Origin of the sequence: Shewanella fodinae (assembly GCF_014651955.1) — a bacterium.
Taxonomy (GTDB): domain Bacteria; phylum Pseudomonadota; class Gammaproteobacteria; order Enterobacterales; family Shewanellaceae; genus Shewanella; species Shewanella fodinae.
Genome location: NZ_BMXW01000006.1, coordinates 25,941 through 42,462 on the forward strand (window position 1 = coordinate 25,941; position 16,522 = coordinate 42,462).

14 protein-coding genes and 1 pseudogene are annotated in these 16,522 nt (G+C 47.6%); 10 read left to right on the forward strand and 5 right to left on the reverse strand.

Annotated elements, in window-relative coordinates; translation table 11 throughout:
- The first annotated feature begins 434 nt into the window (after positions 1-434).
- Positions 435-1,808 carry an AMP-binding protein gene (locus IE064_RS07120; RefSeq protein ID WP_189617240.1) on the forward strand — a complete coding sequence of 458 codons (1,374 nt, stop codon included), beginning with the start codon at positions 435-437 and terminating at the stop codon, positions 1,806-1,808.
- A 219-nt stretch (positions 1,809-2,027) separates the two neighbouring features.
- Positions 2,028-2,354, forward strand: coding sequence for a rhodanese-like domain-containing protein (locus tag IE064_RS07125; protein WP_189617241.1), 327 nt, complete (start codon positions 2,028-2,030; stop codon positions 2,352-2,354).
- 72 nt (positions 2,355-2,426) lie between these two features.
- Here IE064_RS07125 and IE064_RS07130 read toward each other — a convergent pair whose 3' ends face one another.
- From IE064_RS07130 to IE064_RS07145, 4 genes and pseudogenes are all read right to left on the reverse strand, one after another.
- Positions 2,427-3,020: an FMN-dependent NADH-azoreductase gene (locus IE064_RS07130; protein ID WP_189617242.1), complete on the reverse strand. Its 594-nt coding sequence runs from the start codon at positions 3,018-3,020 to the stop codon at positions 2,427-2,429.
- A gap of 144 nt (positions 3,021-3,164) precedes the next feature.
- A pseudogene (dtd, locus tag IE064_RS07135) lies at positions 3,165-3,598 on the reverse strand (D-aminoacyl-tRNA deacylase).
- Positions 3,595-4,536, reverse strand: a complete 942-nt coding sequence (locus IE064_RS07140; protein ID WP_189617243.1) for an alpha/beta fold hydrolase — start codon at positions 4,534-4,536, stop codon at positions 3,595-3,597. Before IE064_RS07140 ends, dtd begins: the two are co-directional and overlap by 4 nt.
- Positions 4,523-5,413 (reverse strand): virulence factor BrkB family protein, encoded by an 891-nt coding sequence (locus IE064_RS07145; protein WP_373295252.1) that lies wholly within the window; start codon positions 5,411-5,413, stop codon positions 4,523-4,525. The genes IE064_RS07140 and IE064_RS07145 overlap by 14 nt, the downstream gene beginning before the upstream one ends.
- Before the next feature lie 117 nt (positions 5,414-5,530).
- Here IE064_RS07145 and IE064_RS07150 point away from each other — a divergent pair, with 117 nt between their 5' ends.
- The 3 genes from IE064_RS07150 to IE064_RS07160 all read left to right on the forward strand — a co-directional run bounded on the left by IE064_RS07150 (position 5,531) and on the right by IE064_RS07160 (position 6,862).
- Entirely contained in the window at positions 5,531-5,749 is a 219-nt protein-coding gene (locus IE064_RS07150) for a hypothetical protein (protein WP_133039990.1), read from the forward strand.
- Positions 5,750-5,766: 17 nt separating this feature from the next.
- Positions 5,767-6,411, forward strand: a complete 645-nt coding sequence (locus IE064_RS07155; protein ID WP_189617245.1) for a DUF2959 domain-containing protein — start codon at positions 5,767-5,769, stop codon at positions 6,409-6,411.
- A 181-nt stretch (positions 6,412-6,592) separates the two neighbouring features.
- Positions 6,593-6,862: a helix-turn-helix transcriptional regulator gene (locus IE064_RS07160; RefSeq protein WP_229799898.1), complete on the forward strand. Its 270-nt coding sequence runs from the start codon at positions 6,593-6,595 to the stop codon at positions 6,860-6,862.
- Positions 6,863-6,956: 94 nt separating this feature from the next.
- On the opposite strand, the gene IE064_RS07165 is transcribed toward IE064_RS07160, so the two are convergent.
- Positions 6,957-8,315, reverse strand: a complete 1,359-nt coding sequence (locus IE064_RS07165; RefSeq protein WP_189617246.1) for a diguanylate cyclase — start codon at positions 8,313-8,315, stop codon at positions 6,957-6,959.
- A 266-nt stretch (positions 8,316-8,581) separates the two neighbouring features.
- Between IE064_RS07165 and IE064_RS07170 the strand changes: the two genes are divergently transcribed.
- The 5 genes from IE064_RS07170 (at position 8,582) to IE064_RS07190 (ending at position 16,459) form a co-directional block, all read left to right on the forward strand.
- Positions 8,582-9,793: a 4Fe-4S binding protein gene (locus IE064_RS07170; protein WP_189617247.1), complete on the forward strand. Its 1,212-nt coding sequence runs from the start codon at positions 8,582-8,584 to the stop codon at positions 9,791-9,793.
- Between the two features lie 881 nt (positions 9,794-10,674).
- The gene (gene fdnG / locus IE064_RS07175) at positions 10,675-13,692 is read left to right on the forward strand and encodes a formate dehydrogenase-N subunit alpha (RefSeq protein ID WP_189617248.1); all 3,018 of its coding nucleotides are present in this window, start codon (positions 10,675-10,677) and stop codon (positions 13,690-13,692) included.
- Between the two features lie 2 nt (positions 13,693-13,694).
- A complete protein-coding gene (fdxH, locus tag IE064_RS07180) occupies positions 13,695-14,597 on the forward strand; it encodes a formate dehydrogenase subunit beta (RefSeq protein WP_189617249.1) in 903 nt (300 codons plus the stop codon).
- A complete protein-coding gene (locus IE064_RS07185; protein WP_133039998.1) occupies positions 14,594-15,217 on the forward strand; it encodes a formate dehydrogenase subunit gamma in 624 nt (207 codons plus the stop codon). The genes fdxH and IE064_RS07185 overlap by 4 nt, the downstream gene beginning before the upstream one ends.
- A gap of 264 nt (positions 15,218-15,481) precedes the next feature.
- The gene (locus IE064_RS07190; RefSeq protein WP_189617250.1) at positions 15,482-16,459 is read left to right on the forward strand and encodes an SLAC1 anion channel family protein; all 978 of its coding nucleotides are present in this window, start codon (positions 15,482-15,484) and stop codon (positions 16,457-16,459) included.
- Positions 16,460-16,522: the final 63 nt, after the last annotated feature.

Sequence of the window (16,522 nt, forward strand, 5' to 3'; positions counted from 1 at the left end):
CTCTATTCCTCAGGTGACGCGCAATTAGGAACCGCTATTTAGCGAACTCGCACACAAATTAAACATTTCTGTAGGCAAATAGTTATGTAAATGAAATTACATGACAATATTAGGTAGTTGACTCTTGATGATTTTGAAAATATTAGTGAAGCTGGCATAGAGGCTTCTGCTGTGCTTCGATAGCATAGATAAGAGCTAAAAATTAGTGGTTTGATGTCAAGAGAGCAATTCTCCAAAGCCCTGAGGAGTTCCCTACAATCTGGTAACCGCCGGGGAATTAAATCAATAAGTGAAAGAGTTTAATCCAGCGCCTTGTTCTCATTTTGGATAATATAACAGGAATAAATCGCCAACGAGAAAGCCTGTTAAGGCAATACAGCAGTGAATGATTGTGATACCAACACTTTTGGCTGAGTAGATCGTAAGAGACCGTTATGACAGAGCTACTGAAATCCTGGTTGAGCCAGGGTCCATCCGGACATCAACTGATCAGCTTCAACCATCACGATATTGTAACGGGGGAGCGGTTTGCCACCCAAGTCCATCATCTGCATAAACAGCTGGTTGCAAGCAGCGAACAGCGCTGGCTGCTTGCCTGTGATAGCAGTGACCAATTTGCCGTTGGGCTGTGTGCAGCGCTGCTTGCGGGAAAGCAATTGATCCTGCCAGCGAATACTCAATCCGGCACGCTCAGTGAGCTCGCCCATGAATTTGATGCGGTATTGGCCCCTCAGCCTTTGTGTGAAGGTATGTCATTCCTTGCGCTGGAAAAAGAGTTTAGTCAGCCGCTAGCGCCATGGCCGCAACTCCCCACGGACAGCGATTTTGGTGAACTGATACTGTTCACCTCTGGTTCTAGCGGTTCCCCCAAAGCGGTCCGCAAAACACTAAGGCAACTCGATGCCGAAGTGACAGTGCTGGAACAAACGTTTGCCAAGCACTTACCACATTGCAGCGTGATCGCTACTGTCAGCCACCAGCATATTTATGGTCTACTCTTTAAAATTCTGTGGCCATTAGCAGCCAGCCGCCCATTTCTATCGGACTTGGTGGAATACTCGGAAACCTTGAGCTATTACACTGCGCTATTTCCTAATTTGTGTCTGGTCAGTAGCCCGGCACAACTATCGCTCTTAGCAGATGCCCTGGGGGTTGAACGGCAAATCCATACACCTAGTCTTATTTTCAGCTCCGGTAGCCCATTATCGCTGGAAACGGCTCAAAGCATTCGTCAATGCTATGGCAGCCTGCCGATTGAAGTGTATGGCACGACTGAAACTGGTGGTATTGGCTATCGCCGTCAGCATAGCGTAAAGACGCTATGGCGAGCGTTTGCCCCCATGGTACTGGATGTTGATCCAACAGATAATGCACTGCTGTTACAATCACCCTATCTAGAGAATGGCCAAGTCTTACGCTGTGAAGATAAAATCATGCTGGTGGATAAAGATTTGTTCCGGCTAGAGGGAAGACTCGACCGCACAGTGAAAATCGAAGAAAAGCGGTTGTCGCTGACCCAGATGGAAGGGCTATTGAATAGCCATCCTTGGGTACAACGGAGTCATCTGGTATTGCTGGAAGCGCCAAGTCAACAATTAGGAGCGATAGTGGAGTTATCAGACTACGGTAAACAGCAACTGGCGGCGGAAGAGAAACTCAGTATCAACAATGGATTGAAAGCTCACTTACTGACTCAGTTTGAACGCGTTACCCTACCACGCCACTGGCTCTATGTTGATAAAATCCCAACAAACCCCGAGGGCAAATTGCTGCGACAGGAAATATTACAGCTGTTCAACCATGATTAAAGCACTATTCCCCTAGGAATATTAGAAAAGCGCCAAAACACCAGTTCGTTGGAACAAGGGGGCCTATAAATAGTCACTGTATTTTAGCCAATGACATCGCTGATTTTCCGCCACTGGCATGGATAGCCTTGTCGTTATAGATTGTTTTTCATACAACTTGTGATTCATAAAACATTAGATTATTCTTATTAAATTAAATCTAATGATTAAGGAATTTCTATGTTGCAATCCGCACTTTCCCGCTACTCCGGCATTGTAGCTGCCAATACCTGCTGGGAACTGATCCGTCAAGGTGCCCAGATATTGGATGTGCGTTCCCCCACTGAATTTGCACAAGGCCACTTGTCGCAAGCCGTTAACGTACCGCTGAATCAGCTGGACTCTTGGATTAAGCAGCAGCAAAACAAGCAACAACCATTTGTGCTTTATTGTGCCGCTGGCATTCGGGCACAGATGGGCTGTGATATTTTACGTGCTAATGGTTTTGGTTGTGCTGTTAATGGCGGTTCGTTACAAGACCTGTTGTACAGTCAACCAGCGGCCTAAAAAAAGCCCCGGGACTTAGCCGGGGCCGCATAACTTTACGGTAACGCTATCACGGAAAATGACCGCTGACCGTTACACAGAAAGCTTATCAATGGCCGCTTTGGCATTTGCAATGCCTTGGTCATGCGCTTCATCACCCATGTTCAGTGCTTCAGCATAAACCACATCCACGTTAGTGATCCCGATAAAGCCTAAGAAGGTCTGCAGATACGGCACCACAAAATCCACGGCAGAACCTTTATGAATACCACCGCGAGTAGTCACGATAACCGCGCGTTTTCCGGTTAACAAACCTTCTGCACCAGACGCGGTGTAACGGAAAGTCACGCCAGCGCGCGCAACCAGATCAATCCAGGCTTTCAGTTGCACCGGGATGGTGAAATTGTACATAGGAGCCGCAATCACCAGCGTATCGCTATCTTTGATCTCTTTAACCAGCTTATCAGACAGAGCCAGAATGTCCTGCTGACGAGGAGTCAGATTATCACCGCCGCGTAAACCGCTAGCCAACTCCCCATCAAGCACTGGCAGGGCTTCTTCCGCCAGGTCACGCACATTGAGAGTCGCGCCCTTTTCTTTCCAGGATGCTGCCAGATAATCCAGCAACAGTCCTGACTGTGAATAGCCACCGAGAATGCTGGATTTCAATACTAAAACCTTACTCATAATTCACTCCGCTGTTTTTGGATAATGGCTTGGGAAACACTCCCTAAGTTGATAGAGCCAGTTTATAGACAGATAAATTAGATAAAAAGCGGATAAAATATGAGTTTTTTTTCGATTAAATAGAAAAATAGCAGCCGTGATAAGCTACGCCTGCAGACTAAAAGTCACCGGTCCATCATTGATCAGGGCCACCTGCATGTCAGCCGCAAAACTACCAGTCTCTACCTGCATTCCAGCATCGCGACAGTAACAAATGCCTGATACAGCTCATCGGCCTTATCTGGTACTGCGGCGCTAGAGAAACTAGGGCGTAAACCGCGACTGGTATCTGCCGCCAAGGTAAATTGCGACACAACCAGTAAACTGCCGCCAACCTGCGCAACATTGAGATTCATCTTGCCCTGTTCATCACTAAATACCCGGTAATGCATCACCTTATGTGCCAATTTGGCCACAGTGGCTTCGTCGTCCTGGTGCTCAACCCCCAGCAGTACCAACAGCCCTTTACCAATGCGGCCTGTCACTTGTTCGTTGACGGTCACACTCGCCTGTGTCACCCGTTGGATCAACGCTATCACTCAGTCACTCCTGTTGTCATTAATGGCTCAATATTGTCGGCCATTTGTGCGATGGCAGCAATTACCGCCTGTTGCATCCTAGTGTCCAACAACGAATGATGCCCACCACGAATAAGTTGCAACGTAACAGAAGGTTGCTGTTCGGCTAGCAGTTGCTGCAATAAAAAAGTCGGACATACCCAATCCTCTTCTCCCTGCAGCAACTGCGTTGATTGCGGCCAACGGTTGAGTGTGGCACGCATTAAGGTATAGGCTTCGAAGTAATGATTACAGGCAAAATGATTTTCAATCAATGCACAACTGCGGTCGGTAATTGAATAGTCTGCAGGTAATAATGTCCAAGGATGCGCCAAAATTCGTTCCCAACGACACCAGGCAGTAACTGTACGTTCTTCGGTTTGTAACGCCTGCGCATAAGCTTGCAATAATTCAGCTTCACTTGCGCCACTGACGCTATCCCGCCAGCCACGGTAATCAACAGGGAAACGTTTGGCGGCGCCCTGACTACCATAGAGCCAACTACGGCCAGCCGTTGAAGGCACAAATACGCCCCAATAACACTGCGCCAATACTCTTTGCGGACACAATCCACTATAGATAAGCCCCAGAGTTGCACCAAATGACCCACCAGCCAAGCACCAACGTTCAAGTCCCAGCCAATGTCGCAAGCGTTCAATATCGGTCAGCAGGTGCAATACATCGTTATAGGCCAACCTAGCCGAGGGTTGTGACAGACCGGCACCACGTTGGTCCAACAACAGCATCCGGAAACGCTGCAGATCAAACAGCGCCAAATCGCTGGTATGACAACCACTGCCCGGGCCACCATGGAGAAACAGCAGCGGAATGCCGTCCGGATTGCCATATTGCAACAGATGTAGCAGGTGACCATCGCCAACATCCAGCCATTGCCGTGATAGCGGTTCAACGCGGCTCATCTTGAGCATCATCGCTGTCCGCAACCTGTTGCAGCGTTTGCAGATACTCAGGTAAAGACGCGGTTATCTCTGCCCCTAACAACACTATCATCCACGACAGATAAACCCACAGGAACAGAATAGGAATGGTTGCCAGCGCACCATAAATGGCTTCATAGGTGGGAAAATGGGTCACGTAAAAAGCGAAGCCCTTTTTACCCGCTTCAAACAGCAAAGCGGCAACAATTGCGCCCAGCAATGCGTGTAACAACTGCACTTTTTGGTTTGGGACGACTGTGTATAGCAGTAAAAAGGTCGCCACAGAAAACAGAAAAGGTAAACGAGCCACAAAAAATGCACCGACTCCGTAAGTATCCGCTTCATTAAAGATCTTCAGCGATACCACATAAGAGGTCGCTGCCAAGCTGGCACCAATCAGGATGGGGCCTAATGTCAGGATCATCCAGTACATGGAGAATGACAGCACCAGTGGCCGTTTGGTGCGATTGCCCCAGATATAGTTCAGCGCCTTATCGATCGCCGAGATCAGCATTATCGCCACCACCATCAAGGCCCCAATACCAATGGCGGTACCCTTGGAAGCATTGCCAACAAACTGGTTAATATACACCTGTACCGTGTCGCCAGCGGCAGGCAGAAAATTCTGATAGATAAAATTTTCTATCTCTTTACGAACCCCTTTAAACACCGGGAAAGCAGACAACATTGACATGGTCACTGCCACCATAGGTACCAGCGACAGCAAGGTAACGTAAGCCAGATGACCGGCGCGGATGTTAATTTGGTCATTCAACACGCGGCTTTTGACGTGCAAAACATAACACCAAATGCTACGGACAATAGCCGAGGTTCTTTGCAAACTTAACTGAGATTTCACAGTGATCATGATTGTTGGATGACTTATGTCGATATCTTCGTACAATAACAAACAGATTACAAAATCCCGGCATAAAAAGCGCCTGGCATTTTATATCGGAAACTGAGGAGATATTTGATGGCACAACAAGGATCTGCTGGCAACGTTATTGCAGCGCTAGTAAATGTCTTTTTCCCAGGATTAGGACAACTGATTCAAGGACGTATTCTGGCAGCATTGCTGTTTTTCGTTATCACAGTCGTAGGATATTCCCTGTGGTGGCTAGTCGTGCCACCGATAATCGGGGCGATTGCCCATCTATGGAGCATCATTGATGCGGCCAAATTTCGAGCCTGAATATAGGGGAACGCCTGATGAAAGTATTAATTAGCAGCAGTCTGATAAGCCTGATGTTACTGCTGGGAGGTTGTCAGTCTGCCTACTATGGCGCCATGGAAAAAATGGGGTATCACAAGCGCGATATCATGGTAGATCGCGTCAAAGATGCTCAAGCATCTCAGCAAGACGCACAAAAGCAGTTCAGCTCTGCGTTAGCCGAGATGCAAGCGCTACTGCACCACGATGGCGGAGACTTAGAAGAAGCCTATAACAAAGCCAAAGACGAATATGAATCAGCGCAATCAGCGGCGGACAGAGTCAGCGATCGCATCAATAAAGTGGAAAGTGTAGCAGACGCGCTTTTTGATGAATGGCAGGATGAAATCGGTGAAATCAGCAAAGCCAGCCTTCGCCAGAAGAGCCAGAGTAAGTTGAATCAAACACAAAAGTCCTACACGCAGATGCTTAAAAGCATGCGCCGCGCCGAAAGTAAAATGGCCCCGGTACTGACGGCCATGAAGGACAACATGCTCTTCCTAAAACACAATCTCAACGCTCAGACCATTGCCTCGATTAAAGGCGAGTTTGCTAACCTGCAAACCGATATTTCATCGTTGATGAAAGAGATGAACCGTTCCATTGATGAATCCAATAAATTCATCGCTCACATGGAGCCTTGAGACACTGGCGGCAGATGAGTATTGCGGCGTTTTTTCACCGCCTGCAAGGCGGTGAAAACGCCTAGCCCAAACCAATAGGCCCCAAATAATACCGCTCGGACTAAGCCTCGATGGACCAAAAAACACCGGAACGGATGCCAACAATAACAGTAGTCCAGCCGCCAGAATGGTTGGACCAACAATGATGGGTGCAACAACCCTGCATGAGCGTTTACAGCGACTGACAGAAATCCGCACCCGCGAAGGCTATATGGCAGATTGGCAACAAGTAGATGATGGTAGCTTGCTGTTGCTCGAAAATCATTGTCCGATTTGCGCTGCGGCAGCCACTTGCCAAGGGTTTTGTCGTGCAGAACGAGAAGTGTTTAGTGCCGTACTTGAGGCTAACGTCGAACGTACCGAGCATATTCTGCAAGGTGCTCGCCGTTGCGCCTATCGCATCTGGTTATAACGAGCCGTTATTGATGAGTTGGCGGGTATTTAGTGGATTTAAGCGAGAGATAGCAACGAAATCTTGGTCTGAGCTGATAACTTTTTAATAAGCGTTATCTCATCTCGCGTTGTCGGTGTTGTTGTTTATCTGTATACATGGCGCGATCAGCAATATGGAGTAACTCCTCAATATTATCGGCATCTACCGGATAACAAGCAGAGCCCATACTCATCTGTATTGGCAGAGTAATCCCCTGCCAAACAAAGTCCGGTGCGCAAACCTGATTCATTATTTTTTGCTGAATTGCAAGAATGCTATTGGTATCAGAGATCCGTGGCAGGATCACCAAAAATTCATCGCCGCCGATCCGCGCTACCATGTCGCTTCCCCGCAACTCCCGTTCAAGCCGGGTAGCAATTTCTATCAGCACAGCATCACCAGCCACATGACCGAATGTGTCGTTAATCTGTTTAAAGTTATTCAAATCAATGTTGAGGATGCAAAAGTAGCTACCATGTTTCTGCAATTTTTCTAACATCTGTATCGCCCGGCGCCGATTACTGATCTTGGTCAGCACATCCTCATAGGAGTAGCGGCGAGCATTGCGATAGGCATTGAGCAGCAAAATAACCGCTATAAACAATACCGCTGAAAGTGTATAACCCAACAAGCGCACGAGGTTACTACGAAACCACAGTTCCCAAGAATTGCTCGGCTTTGCCATGATAGCTAACTGCCAAGTACCACTCACCAGATTCACCGTCTCCGTGCGTAGCGGCTTGTTAAACACCTGAGGCTCGCCATAGAACACTGCGCCTTGTAATCCCTGTCCATCAATGCCACGCATTGCCAGCTCAATATCGGCGGGGAATGAGTCACTGCCAGCATCGTGTAGCAATCTGTTCCAATCAAGGACGATACTGCAGACGCCCCAATACTGGGTATTGAAAGGTGGATCAGCGAAAATCGGAATACGCGCAATAATCCCTTCTCCGCCCTGCAATAAGCGCTGTGGTCCCGCAACAAAAATGTTTTGTTGTTCGCGGGCTAGCTGCACGGTACGCCATTGCTCTGGTTTCTCTCGAAAATCCAAGCCCAGGACCTTTTCATTGCCGGCCAGAGGAAAAACAAAACTGATAACATCGTTAGGGGCTACTGCAATATTACGGATATGGATTGCTTTGCGACTGATATCCCGAGCCAATGGCAGCCATTGCTGTGGTGTCGAGTGCGGACTCACCGAGATATAAGATGCCAGCGCGTTGGCCTGAAAGATCTCCGAGGAGACAGAAGCCTCTAGACGATAGCGTACCAATGCCAATTGCCGTGACAAATCGCCTGCGCGATCTTCCGTGATATCTCGGCTGTAGCTGCGTTGCAGATACTCTACTACTTCATAAGTAGTATAAAAATAAAATAATACCAACAAAAACCAGAGCGCTTTGCTAATGATTTTTCTATAGTTCCGCATCGGTACCCCAATAAATAAATTACATAATTTTAACATATCTGTTTCAGCGGGAATAGCGGAATATCATTGTCACGTCACGCTATGACAGGATTTTTAATGTCTTATTTTAGCTTTTTCTGGACTATCCATCTGTGTGAGTCGGCACACGAATTTTCGCTAACAGATTAACGTTGTTGGATCTGGCGCACAAATCCTACAAATCAGATGCAACTATCTAACGACCACACTTTCACAATAAGCACAGACTTTCAGATATGGAAAATCAAATGACTATTACTGAATCCGTCACCTTGATGTTGGCACTCCTTTATGGTGCCAGTCAGTTGTGGTGGGCGGGTAAACGTTATGGTGCTGTTGCTGCAACAGTGTCTTTACTAATAGCGTTAGCTATTAGTGCCAGTCCGGTGCTGTTGGCTGGTACGCTGTTGGCAATTGCTGGCTTGGCATTACTACAGTGGCGCAAACCAGCCCTCGCTAAGGGAGATGTGCGGATCAATGAATTACGCGCTGCTTGCCAACACTTTATCGCATTGGCGCTGTTGATTGTTGCGGTGCAATACACCATAAATAGCCTAATGCTTAAAGCCGGAATGACGCCTGTGGTCAGTCGTCCAAACGTGGTAGACGCGTTTCTACCAATAGCTGGGGCTATTGAAGTTAAGGGCATTGTGTCGCTAGGGCTATGGGATCAAACCCATCCCGCAGCAGCGATTATGTTGGGGATAGTGTTACTCACTGGCATATTATGCAAACGAGCATTCTGTGGCTGGGCCTGCCCTATCGGACTGGCTGGAGAGCAGTTGTATCGGCTGCGGAAACGTTTTGTCAAAGAAGAGCTGATGCCACCAAGATGGCTTGACTGGCCGCTCCGTATGCTTAAGTACCTTTTATTAGCCGCTTTCATCTACTTGGTTGTTGGGATGCCAGCGATGGGAATTCCCGGCTATTTGCAAGGCAGCTACCATAAAATTGCCGACCTCAAGATGGCACTGTTCTTTCTTACACCTGGATTGATCACCTTATGCTGCTTTGCCTTAATTCTGATGATTGCTTCATGGCGGCGTCAGGGATTTTGTCGCTATCTGTGTCCTTATGGTGCCATCCTTGGACTACTGAGTTTCATGAGTCCTCTGAAAATCCGCCGCAATCATTCCGCTTGTTTGCTGAGCAAAGGCATGAAATGTGACAAGTGTACCCGGGCCTGCCCAGCCAATATTATTATTCACACTAAAACAACCGTTCGTAGCGACGAGTGCCAGGCCTGTATGCGTTGTGTTGCGGCCTGTCCTAAGAAAGAAGCACTCGGATTTGCGTTACCGGGCAATCATGCAGTGTCTGCGCGCTCACTAATGCTGGGGGTACTCACCATCATGTTCTTTCTGCCGCTTATAGCGTGGCTATTAGGTTATTGGGACAGCCAAACCCCAGATGCGATCAGAATGCAGTTGCTGCAAATGATTGACCATGTAGGTCATTGATCCTACTGAAACGGCACAGGCTTACCCTTCGGTAGGCCTGTACAAAACGCCTCAACGTTAAGCAGAACAATGGAGCAACGCCGTGAGTGGCTTAACCCTGTGGCATCCAACGCCCAGCATAGTTAAGCCTCAATGTAAGCATCATCGCCACCGTTAGCGGAAAACCCGCTGTTATAGCAAAATCAACGTGCCTAACATCCAAAAGGTTGCAGGTGAACATATGCCAAAACGCAACAAAGCGGATAAAGCCACACAACTCCCGCGGAGCAGATAGCGTTACCCAGTTTTATCTCCTCGATAGCCTGACGGAAGCAAAGCCGTTATGAGTGGCAGGCGTGAAGGTCATTCAAATCCGTCAGCAATAACCTTCAGAAATGCTCGCAGCTATTGCTCCTTTCAATTAATCATCTTGGCCGTTTTGTCATACACACTGATATTAACAACAAATTTGTGATACACCCCTCATTTTACCCCACTATGAGTATGGGTAATTTTGTCGCAGTTACCGTTTCACCACACCGTTAGTCACCTTGGCCTTGTCACAAAAAGAGATCCATGTCACATATGATTGGTTGCAAATCCATTTATGGACAATTTTACCATTTATGAATGGTCATTTTGTCTTTACCGATAATTCATATAAAATTTTTTAATACTATTATTTTTAGAATAAAACTCTATTAATAATTTATTTTTATGTATAAAACAGAGCAATATCCCGCTTGATATAAAACAAGATTTAGATCACATGTCATAATTTGTTATTTAAAGTCATTTAAAAAATAATCACACGCTAAGTAGGGTTTACGCCTACTACTAAACGCTGCCGCTATTAGGGCAGCGTGCCACAACTCATAACAACAAGCGTGTGAGAGTGAAGTATGAACAGACGACAGTTTTTCAAACTGTGTGCCGCTGGAGCAGCCACATCAGCCGTTTCCGCCTTGGGTCTGATGTCTGACAAAGCGTTTGCCGCAGTCCGAGAATTTAAACTCATCAGGGCCAAAGAAACTCGCAATAACTGCTGTTATTGTTCAGTTGGCTGCGGTTTGCTGATGTATAGCCACAGCAGCAATGGCAAAAATGCCGAACAACACATCTTCCATATTGAAGGTGATGCTGATAACCCAATCAACCGCGGCGCCTTATGTCCTAAAGGCGCTGGATTGGTGGATTACGTTAATAGCCCCCATCGACTGCAATATCCTGAAGTGCGTAAACCAGGCAGCAATGAATGGCAACGTATCAGTTGGGATGAAGCATTTAAACGGATCGCTCGTCTGGTAAAAGATGAACGTGATGCGAACCTCGTTGAGAAGAACGCCAAAGGTCAAACCGTTAACCGTTTGACCAGTTTAGGCATGATGACCTCGTCAGCTCAGGCTAACGAAGGTTGTTTCATGACCCACAAATTTGGCCGTGCTATCGGCATGCTGGGCTTAGATAACATCGCCCGCGTATGTCACGCGCCAACCCCTGCCGCAATGGCGCCGACTTTTGGCCGTGGTGCAATGACCAACCACTGGGCCGACATGAAAAATACCGACCTCGCCATTGTGATGGGCGGTAATGCTGCAGAAGCTCACCCGGTAGGTTTTGGTTGGGTCACTGAAGCAATGGAACACAACAACGCTCGCTTGATCGTGGTTGACCCACGTTTCAACCGTAGTGCGGCTGTGGCTGATACCTACGCACCACTGCGTTCAGGTACTGACATCACTTTCCTGCTGGGGATGATTCGTTATCTGTTAGAAAACAAACAGATCAACGTTGAATACGTAAAAGCCTATACCAACGCCCCATTTATCGTGCGTGAAGACTTTGACTTCAACGAAGGTTTGTTTAGTGGTTTTGATGAAACCACTAACACTTACGACCAATCTTCTTGGTTCTATGAGTTGGATGACGAAGGCTACGCTAAAGTTGACCCAACTATGAGCCACCCTCGTTGCGTATTGAACTTGTTGAAAAAACACGTTGATCGCTACGACCCTGATACTGTTTCCAGCATCACAGGTACCCCTAAAGAGACGTACTTAGACATATGTAAACAGATTGGTGCGACTCACGTAGATAACAAAGCCGCGACGTTCTTGTATGCACTGGGTTGGACGCAACACAGTGTCGGGGCTCAAAACATCCGCACCATGGCCATGATCCAGTTGTTGCTGGGCAATATGGGCGTGATGGGGGGTGGAGTTAACGCACTGCGTGGTCACTCCAACGTACAAGGTGCGACTGACTTAGCACTATTATGTCAGGGACTGCCCGGCTACCTGAAGCTGCCACAAGATCAAGATATCAACCTTGAAGCCTACTTAAAGCACTACACGCCTAAGCAACTGCGCCCTAACTCAACTAACTACTGGCATAACTACCCAGCATTTACTGTGTCACTGCTGAAATCTTTCTACGGTGACTATGCAACCGCTGAAAATGACTTCGGGTACGACTGGTTACCAAAATGGGACCAACAGTACGATATCAACAAACAGATCGACATGATGGTTCATGGTGAAGTTAACGGTTACTTCATCCAGGGGATTAACACCCTGAACTCCCAGCCAGATAAACAGAAAGTATCTAAAGGTTTATCAAAGCTGAAATTCTTGGTGATTCTGGACGCACTGGCTAACGAAACTTCAACCTTCTGGCGTAACGCTGGGCAGTTCAACGACGTTGATACTGCTAATATCCAGACTGAAGTATTCCGTTTGCCAACCACTTGTTTTGCTGAAGAAAGCGGTTCAATCGCGAACTCAGGTCGCTGGTTACAGTGGCACTGGAAAGGGGCGAATCCACCGGGTGAAGCCTTGTCCGATCCTGCGATTCTCTCTGGCATCATGCTGGAGCTGAAACGCTTATATCGTGAAGAAGGCGGCCGTCTGCCAGAACCTATCGAAGCTATTAAATGGGATTATGCCATCGCCCATGAACCAAGCTCGGAAGAACTGGCGAAAGAGATGAACGGTTATGACATCACCACCGGCAAACTGCTGAACGGTTTCTCTGAATTGAAAGCCGATGGTTCAACTTCTTGTGGTATCTGGATCTATAGCGGTCAGTGGACTGAAAAAGGCAATATGATGGCGCGCCGTGACAACAGTGATCCATCAGGTAAAGGCATTACGCCTAACTGGTCGTTCGCATGGCCAGCCAACCGCCGTATTTTGTACAACCGTGCCTCATGTGACGTGCATGGTAAACCACGCGACCCAAGCCGTGTGCTGCTGGAGTACAAAGAGGGTAAATGGCAAGGCATTGACGTACCTGACTTTAACGCCAAGTTGAATGCCGAAGACTCAGCCCATCCATTCATTATGCAAGCTGACGGTGTGGGTCACCTGTTCGCCTTGCGTGATTTGAAAGATGGTCCGTTCCCTGAACACTATGAGCCGTTTGAGTCACCGTTGCCTAGCAACCCGCTGCATCCCAAAGTGACCAATAACCCGGTTGCGCGCATATTCGAAGGCATGCGTGAAACTTTTGGTACGAATGAAGAGTTCCCATATGTAGGGACGACCTATTCAATGACCGAACATTTCAACAACTGGACCACTCATTGTCGTTTGGCCGCGATTACTCAGCCACAACACTTCATCGAGATCGATGAAACCCTGGCGGCAGAGAAAGGCATTGCCAACGGTGATTGGGTGAAAGTGACCTCGAAACGTTCACACATCATCACCAAAGCGTATGTGACTAAACGTCTGCAACCCATGATGGTACAAGGTAAACCGGTGCACACCATCGGTATTCCGCGCCATGGTAGCTACGAAGCGCTGACTCAGAAGAGTTATATCGTCAATGAGCTGACCTCCGCAGTGGGTGACGCTAACACGCAAACGCCTGAGTACAAGGCATTCCTTGTGAATATTGCTAAAGCGGAGGGCTTCTAATTATGGCTACTCAAGATATTATTCGTCGCTCTGGCACCACCGACATTACCCCCGCTTCACAAGCCCGTATCGGTGCCGTGAAGCAAGTAACTAAGTTGTTCGATGCCACTAAATGTACCGGCTGCAAAGCCTGTCAGGTAGCGTGTTCTGAATGGAATGATCTGCGTGATGAAGTAGGTACTTTCCAAGGCAGTTATCAGAACCCAATGACCCTGTCGCCAGACAGCTGGAACATCATGCAGTATCACGAAGTGATGGATGACAACAAACTGCGTTGGCAGTTCACCCACACTGCGTGTATGCACTGCGCTGACCCAGCGTGTTTGAAAGCCTGTTCAACGGCTGGTGCCATTGTGCAACATGCTAACGGTACAGTGGATTTTGACTCAGACAAGTGTATTGGTTGCGGCTATTGCGCCAGCGCCTGTCCGTTCAACGTGCCCAAAATCAGCAAGAAGGACAATAAAGCCTATAAATGTACTTTATGTTCTGACCGCTTAGCCGTAGGCCTGGAACCTGCTTGTGTGAAAACTTGTACGGTAGGTGCGTTGCGTTACGGTACCCGTGAAGACATGCTGTTTTACGCCGAAAAGCGAGTACAACAGCTGAAAGAGCGTGGCTATCACAACGCGGGACTGTATAACCCAGAAGGCGTTGGCGGCACCCATTACATGATGATCCTACATGACATCAATAAAGCTGAAACCTACGGCATGCCTAAGGATCCGCAAATCCCCGCAGCCACTGAGATCCGTCAGGATTGGCTGAAACCGCTGGGAACTGCAGGATTGCTGGCAACCGCTGCATTTGCACTGATGCATCGGGTGACTGTTGGTCGCAACATTGTGGAAGAAGATCAACCAGGTTATGTGCCAGAAGATAACCATGAGGAGGCAGGCAAATGAAACCGCAACAGATGATTGTGCGTCACAAGCTTTTTGACCGCCTGTGCCACTGGACGATTGTAGTTGTAGGACTGGTGACATTTCTCACCGGGTTTTCCTTCTTCTTCCCATCTTTCCAATGGTTGAGTGGTATTGTTGGTACGCCGCAATTGGCGAAAGTGATGCATCCGTTTTTTGGTATCGCGATGTGTTTGCTGCTGGCGTTAATGCTGATCCGCTATTACCACCACAACAAATGGAACAAGTATGACTTACCCTGGATGAAAGCGGTGGTTTGGGTACTGTTGCAAAAAGAAGACAACATTCCGCCGGTTGGTCACTATAACCCAGGTCAGAAAATGCTGTTCCGTGCCTTCGTGATCTTTGTTCTGGCGTTTGTGATCACTGGTGTCATGATGTGGCAGCCTTACTTTGCACCACTGTTCTCACCAGAAACGGTGAATTGGGCAACGCTGATCCACTCTGCATGCGGCATCTTAATGTTAATTGCACTGGTGGTACATGTATGGATGGCCACCTGGATTGAAGGTTCCATTACTGGCATGCTTTATGGGAAAGTTTCCAGAGCTTGGGCGAAAAAGCACCATCCAATGATGCTAGAAGAGGAAGACCACAAGTAATCCATCAGTCGCTGGCATAGTGTAAAACTGTGCTGACGCGCTGCCAAAGCACCATTAACCACCGTTAATGGTGCTTTTTTATTGTATCGGCTATCTCCCCCCCAAAAAGGCAATAGTTATTATTGATCAAAGTGTTAGTAATCCATCATAAAACTGACAACAAAACATTAGATTTTTTTCATGCAACTACCATATAATTGGCTTATGCTAAAAACATGTCGTAGCCACTGGCAAACGACAGCAAATCTTATTGGTGGACTTACCATGAATGAACTATCAGACCCCGTAGTGAGCATTGCCACGGCTTCCAAGCTCAGATTTTTTCCTATCTCTTTCTTCGCGATGATCATGGGACTTAGTGGCTTCAGTATTGCCTGGAGAAGTGCTGGTACAACGCTGCTCCCTTATCTATCCTGGGTTTTGGGCTGTATCGCCAGTGTATTAATGCTGTTAATCACTTTGATATACTTACTGAAAGCAATACGCTATCCAATTGATGTAAAACAAGAATTTCATCATCCTATTAGATTGAATTTTTTCCCGGCTTTTTCTATCAGCCTGATGCTGCTGTCTGTGGTCTGGCACGATGTTCCTGAAGTCTGCCAATGGTTGTGGCTCAGCGGCGTGACTTGCCATATTTCACTAACGCTGTACGTCATGGGGAGTTGGATCCATCACACCCATTACACTTTGGCGCATGCCAACCCCAGTTGGTTCATTCCGGTGGTAGGTAATATTATTGCACCAATAACCGGGACCGGACTCGGATATTATGAGCTGAGCTGGTTTCTCTTCAGCGTTGGCATATTGTTCTGGTTAGTGCTGCTGACCATTGTGCTCTATCGGCTGTTTTTTCATGAACCACTGCCATTGCGTCTGACCCCCATGCTGTTCATTCTGCTAGCTCCACCCTCAGTGGGTTTTATCGCCTATACCAGTCTGAGCGGCGGACTCGATAACTTCGGCCGAGTCCTCTATTACGTGGCGCTGTTTCTGGGAATTTTGCTGGCCTCAAACATCATGCGTTTTGTCAAAGTCCCTTTTTTCCTCTCCTCTTGGGCTTACTCCTTCCCACTGGCGGCCCTGACTATCGCCACCGCTAAAATGGGGAAGTTATTACCTGGCAGTATTTTCTACCCGTTGTCTCAAGTCTTGCTGATGTTGTTGAGCGTCATCATTATCTGGTTAGTGGTTAAAACCGTACACGCCATTATTGCGGGTCAAATCTGCCAGCCGGAGTAGCCCCCCGTGATGGAGAAGTTAAATGTTGACCATAAAAAATCCCCCAATAATGGGGGATTTTTT

What these genes read in the sequence shown, in the direction of transcription:
- IE064_RS07120 (WP_189617240.1), top strand. Translation starts at nt 435, where the DNA reads ATGACAGAGCTACTGAAATCCTGGTTGAGCCAGGGTCCATCCGGACAT.
- IE064_RS07125 (WP_189617241.1), top strand. Translation starts at nt 2,028, where the DNA reads ATGTTGCAATCCGCACTTTCCCGCTACTCCGGCATTGTAGCTGCCAAT.
- IE064_RS07130 (WP_189617242.1), bottom strand. Translation starts at nt 3,020, where the DNA reads ATGAGTAAGGTTTTAGTATTGAAATCCAGCATTCTCGGTGGCTATTCA.
- IE064_RS07140 (WP_189617243.1), bottom strand. Translation starts at nt 4,536, where the DNA reads ATGAGCCGCGTTGAACCGCTATCACGGCAATGGCTGGATGTTGGCGAT.
- IE064_RS07150 (WP_133039990.1), top strand. Translation starts at nt 5,531, where the DNA reads ATGGCACAACAAGGATCTGCTGGCAACGTTATTGCAGCGCTAGTAAAT.
- IE064_RS07155 (WP_189617245.1), top strand. Translation starts at nt 5,767, where the DNA reads ATGAAAGTATTAATTAGCAGCAGTCTGATAAGCCTGATGTTACTGCTG.
- IE064_RS07160 (WP_229799898.1), top strand. Translation starts at nt 6,593, where the DNA reads ATGATGGGTGCAACAACCCTGCATGAGCGTTTACAGCGACTGACAGAA.
- IE064_RS07165 (WP_189617246.1), bottom strand. Translation starts at nt 8,315, where the DNA reads ATGCGGAACTATAGAAAAATCATTAGCAAAGCGCTCTGGTTTTTGTTG.
- IE064_RS07170 (WP_189617247.1), top strand. Translation starts at nt 8,582, where the DNA reads ATGACTATTACTGAATCCGTCACCTTGATGTTGGCACTCCTTTATGGT.
- fdnG (WP_189617248.1), top strand. Translation starts at nt 10,675, where the DNA reads ATGAACAGACGACAGTTTTTCAAACTGTGTGCCGCTGGAGCAGCCACA.
- fdxH (WP_189617249.1), top strand. Translation starts at nt 13,695, where the DNA reads ATGGCTACTCAAGATATTATTCGTCGCTCTGGCACCACCGACATTACC.
- IE064_RS07185 (WP_133039998.1), top strand. Translation starts at nt 14,594, where the DNA reads ATGAAACCGCAACAGATGATTGTGCGTCACAAGCTTTTTGACCGCCTG.
- IE064_RS07190 (WP_189617250.1), top strand. Translation starts at nt 15,482, where the DNA reads ATGAATGAACTATCAGACCCCGTAGTGAGCATTGCCACGGCTTCCAAG.